The organism is Algoriphagus sp. (assembly GCF_024642405.1).
In the GTDB taxonomy this organism is placed as follows: Bacteria; Bacteroidota; Bacteroidia; order Cytophagales; family Cyclobacteriaceae; genus Algoriphagus.
This window is the reverse complement of the sequence record NZ_JAHEBC010000318.1, coordinates 1-4,432: the sequence shown is the minus strand read 5'-3', so window position 1 is coordinate 4,432 and position 4,432 is coordinate 1. Positions and strand designations below refer to the sequence as shown.

The window sequence follows — 4,432 nt, the reverse complement described above, 5'->3', positions numbered from 1 at the left end:
CAGGAAAAGGGATTATCAACAAAAAGGTGCAATTGAATGCTCTGATCAATGGGGTTGCTTCATTAAAGAATGAGAAAGAACCAACGATGTACATCTGCCCTGATGCAACACTCTTGTCAATTGAAGAAAATGGAACTTTGATGCAGGAGATGTTACTTCAAAGCAATGAAGTTCAAAGAGCGGTCAGTATTTTTGATGTTATTGGAGGTAGAAATCCCGATCCTATCCTATATGCTCAGGATATCGATAATTTCAGAAATAATACAGGAGAAATTGGGTTGAGTTACGGAGCTGCATACTACCCTTTTATTGGAACTAATATCATGCAGAGTTCTGATGTGGATTTCACGAATTTGTTTGGTGGAGATTTAAGTCAACTTGAAGCACTTATTAATCCTACAGAGAAACCCAATCCGACTGTAACCAAGCTTTTGAATGATATTAAAGACCCTTCTTTGAGGGTTTCTATTACCCAGTATCATCAATCTCTACTGAATGCGAGTAAAACTTATCAAACGATTATCAAAGAAGTTTTAAACGTTATCAATGTTTTACCGGCAAGTGCTGCAATGGCTGGTGTAATCACAATGACGGATAACCAAGAAGGAGTTTGGAAAGCTCCTGCAAACACATCTATTGTTGGAGCCATAAGCTTACCCATTAAACTCACAGATGATCAACAGGCAGATTTAAACGTAGATGCTGTTTCTGGAAAATCCATCAATGCAATTCGATTTTTTAATGGCTTAGGGATTTTAATTTGGGGTGCGAGAACTTTAGATGGAAATAGCCAAGATTGGAGGTATTTATCGGTAAGACGAACGATGATCTTTTTAGAGCAATCGTGCAAATCTGCTGCTCAAGCCTTCATTTTTGAGCCAAATGTGAAGAATACTTGGGAATCTATTAAATCTATGATAAACTCCTTTCTTACAGATGTTTGGAAACAAGGTGGGCTACAAGGAGCCAAGGAATCCGACGCATTTTCTGTAGAATGTGGCTTAGGCTCAACTATGACCTCAGAAGATATAGAAAATGGAGTTTTGATTGTTACTCTTAAAGTTGCAGTAACTCACCCTGCAGAATTTATTATCCTTTCATTTGAGTTACAAATGGCTACATCGGATTAATTCATACAAAAAAATACTGGCGCAAATGTCCAATAACGGTATTTGCGCCAGTTTGTAAATCTTTTAAATCTATGAGGATTCAGTTTAAAGAATGATCTTAACTCGCTTCTCTTAATTCCTCCATTTCAGCAATGACATCGTCAAGCTTTTTTATAATCCCTCCATATACAGTTTTAATATCTTCCCGATGAATTTTCTTACTTAAAATACTCATCAAAATTGCACCAACAATAATAGGTATAGTAGAATAAATATGAACCCCCAAAAATATATCATTGGAGTTTTCCATTACTTTTTCGCGAATAACAGAAAAGGTATCTGAGAACCATAATCCAAAATAAAAAGTAAGGATTAAAGCAGGATATACAATTCGGTACATATTACCATAATGCTCTATGGAGTCTTCTATCCATCCTTTAAAGGATTTTAAATAATTATAACTGCTTTGTCCTTTATCCAACTTCTCAAGCGCTTTCAAATCGTTATTTGCCGAAAAGGCAATATAAATCATCATGATCAGTAAAATGCTCCCAGCAATCAAAGCTCCTGCAAAATAAGAGCCTATCCAAAGTACTGTAGAAGCAGCAATAATCGCCCAAATATTCACCTTGAACATCCGTTTAAACTTGTCTATAATATGGACCGACTTCCGATTATACAAGTCATTTACTTTTGGCGCTACCAAAGCCTCTCCATTTAGGAAACCATCTTTCCAAATATTCTCAATTGACTTTTCCATCTAATATTTTTTTTAACCGTTCTTTAATTCTATTAATTCTGACTCCGATATTATTGGCATTGGAACCTATGATTTCGGAAATCTCCTGATACGACTTCTCCTCCAAATACAGGAGTATGACCGCCCTATCGATCTCTGAAAGTTGCCTGATCGCTGCATAAAGTTGCGCTAGCGATTCATCTGAATAACCAGAACTCTTCTCCTCTGACCGATCCACCGGTTGATGGTCAGAAAGAAAAACCTGCTTTTTCTTTTTATTACTCTTCAGCAAAGTCAGGCATACATTCAAGGTCAGTCGGTAAATCCAAGTCGACCATTCGGACTGTTTTTTAAAATTGTCTTTACTTCTCCAGATCTGTAGACATACCTCTTGATAATAATCTTCAAAATCCTCTTCAGAGTCAGTATATGCCCTACAAATCTTAATGATAATACCTGCATAAGGTAAGATGAATGAAGAATAAAAATCGCTGCTCACTTTTTGCCTGTTTATACTAGGTTAGTGGAGAAAGTTTTAAATCATTACAGTTTAGGCTATGTTTTTTAAAAAAAAGTTAAAAAAATAGTTTGCTAAACTAAAATAGCCAATTCAGTAATCCTCCAATGATAATCAAGGGTTTTGCAATATGCCTAAACTTAGAAAAAGTAATAACCTAAAATCCACTGTAATGACTTATTTTAGAGAAGCACTATCCCATATATGATGAAAAAGGAAAGAAAAGTAATTTATCAAGCTCTATTTTTTTTAATAATTACGCTTCCATTTTTCCAATCTTGTTCTAAAGACTCCAAAACGATTTCTAAACCAAATATTATTTTAATTGTCGCTGATGATCAAGGTTGGGGAGATCTGGGCATCAACGGAAACTCTTATGTCAACACACCAACCATTGACGAACTCGCAAAAAAAAGTGCTCAGTTCACCAGATTTTACGTGAGTCCAGTTTGTTCCCCAACCCGAGCGGAAATCCTTACCGGAAGATATCATCCAAGAGGAGGAGTTTACGATACTTCAGCGGGGGGAGAAAGACTCGACCTAGATGAAATAACTCTTGCAGACATTCTTAAGTCAAATGGATATAGCACTGCAGTCTTTGGGAAATGGCATAGTGGTTCACAGCCTCCATATCACCCGAATAATAGAGGTTTTGATGAATTTTATGGATTTGCTTCCGGACACTGGGGGAATTACATCAATCCTATGTTGGAAAAAAATGGAGAGGTGGTAAAAGGAAATGGATTTATAATTGATGATTTGACAGATCATGCTCTAAATTATATTGAGACTAAAAATGATCAACCCTTCTTTGTCCTCCTTGCCTACAATACCCCTCACAGTCCCATGCAAGTGCCTGATTTTTGGTGGGATAAGTATAAAAACATAAATATCGATACAGCTCATCGGTATGGCGACAAAGAATTTACAGAGAAGACCAAGGCTGCATTGGCACTATCTGAAAACATAGATTGGAATGTTGGAAAAGTTATTAGCAAACTAGATAGTTTGAGCTTAATCGAAAACACTATAATTATTTACATGTCTGATAATGGACCAAATGGTTGGCGTTGGAATGATGGCCTGAAAGGAATAAAAGGCAGCACAGATGAAGGTGGCGTTCGATCACCTTTTATCGTGTATTGGAAAGATAAGATTATACCCAAAACAGTTGATTACATAGCTAGTACCATAGATATCTTACCCTCAGTTCTTGATTTAGCCGGGATCACTACTAATCATAAAAAACCTTTGGATGGAACTAGTCTTAAACCATTATTATTTAACGAAAATCAATCATGGCCAGAACGATATGTCTTCAGCCATTGGAATGGAAATGTAAGTGTAAGAAATCAACAGTTTATCTTAGATCAGAACAATCAGTTATTTGATCTTTCCAAAGATCCAGGTCAGTTGGAGCCTATTTTTGAGCCTTCAGATTCATTAATTTCAGGATTGCTCAATGCAAAAAAAGAATACACTGAAAACGTTTTGAAAGAACTTGATCGAGATAGAAAAGAAGTTTTTCCTGTTGGCTTCGAGGGCAGTAAAATCACCCAACTACCAGCCCGAGATGGAATAGCTCATGGAAATATCCAAAGATCTAATCGCTTTCCAAATTCTTCCTTTTTCACAAACTGGATATCCACAAGTGACAGTATCACTTTTGATAGTGATATCTTGGCTGAGGGTGATTTCAAAGCAACTATTTATTACACCTGTAAATCTTCTGCGGTAGGATCTACCTTTTATTTGAAACAGAGAGATAATAAGGTTTCTACAACCATCACCGAAGCCAATGACCCTCCTTATGAAGGGGTGGAATTTGATAGATTTCCCCGACAGGAATCCTATGAAAAAGATTTTAAACCATTGGAAATGGGAATAATTCATCTGGATAAAGGACACCATCCTATTTCTTTACATGCCTCTGAAATCAAAGGATCAGAACTTCTTGATTTCAGGTTACTTGTATTGGAAAGAATTAAATAGAGTTAGAAAAAAAAAATTGAAAAACTGAATTAAAACCAACCCCTCCCCTTTGTAAGAGAAATTCTTACTGAATTT

General features: G+C 36.2%; 4 protein-coding genes. 2 read left to right on the top strand and 2 right to left on the bottom strand.

All coding sequences use genetic code 11. The annotated features are described in order from the left end of the window. Positions 1 to 1,130, top strand: a 1,130-nt coding sequence (locus Q0L68_RS16890) for a phage tail sheath C-terminal domain-containing protein (protein ID WP_296705401.1), incomplete at its 5' end; no start/stop codon positions are given. 97 nt (positions 1,131 to 1,227) lie between these two features. Here Q0L68_RS16890 and Q0L68_RS16885 read toward each other — a convergent pair. Then, positions 1,228 to 1,869, bottom strand: coding sequence for a hypothetical protein (locus Q0L68_RS16885; protein ID WP_296705399.1), 642 nt, complete (start codon positions 1,867 to 1,869; stop codon positions 1,228 to 1,230). Continuing rightward, positions 1,853 to 2,347: an RNA polymerase sigma factor gene (locus tag Q0L68_RS16880; RefSeq protein WP_296705397.1), complete on the bottom strand. Its 495-nt coding sequence runs from the start codon at positions 2,345 to 2,347 to the stop codon at positions 1,853 to 1,855. Before Q0L68_RS16880 ends, Q0L68_RS16885 begins: the two co-directional genes overlap by 17 nt. Before the next feature lie 225 nt (positions 2,348 to 2,572). Here Q0L68_RS16880 and Q0L68_RS16875 point away from each other — a divergent pair, with 225 nt between their 5' ends. After that, positions 2,573 to 4,357 (top strand): arylsulfatase, encoded by a 1,785-nt coding sequence (locus Q0L68_RS16875; protein WP_296705395.1) that lies wholly within the window; start codon positions 2,573 to 2,575, stop codon positions 4,355 to 4,357. The last annotated feature ends 75 nt before the right edge of the window (positions 4,358 to 4,432 follow it).

What these genes read in the sequence shown, in the direction of transcription:
- Q0L68_RS16885 (WP_296705399.1), bottom strand. Translation starts at nt 1,869, where the DNA reads ATGGAAAAGTCAATTGAGAATATTTGGAAAGATGGTTTCCTAAATGGA.
- Q0L68_RS16875 (WP_296705395.1), top strand. Translation starts at nt 2,573, where the DNA reads ATGAAAAAGGAAAGAAAAGTAATTTATCAAGCTCTATTTTTTTTAATA.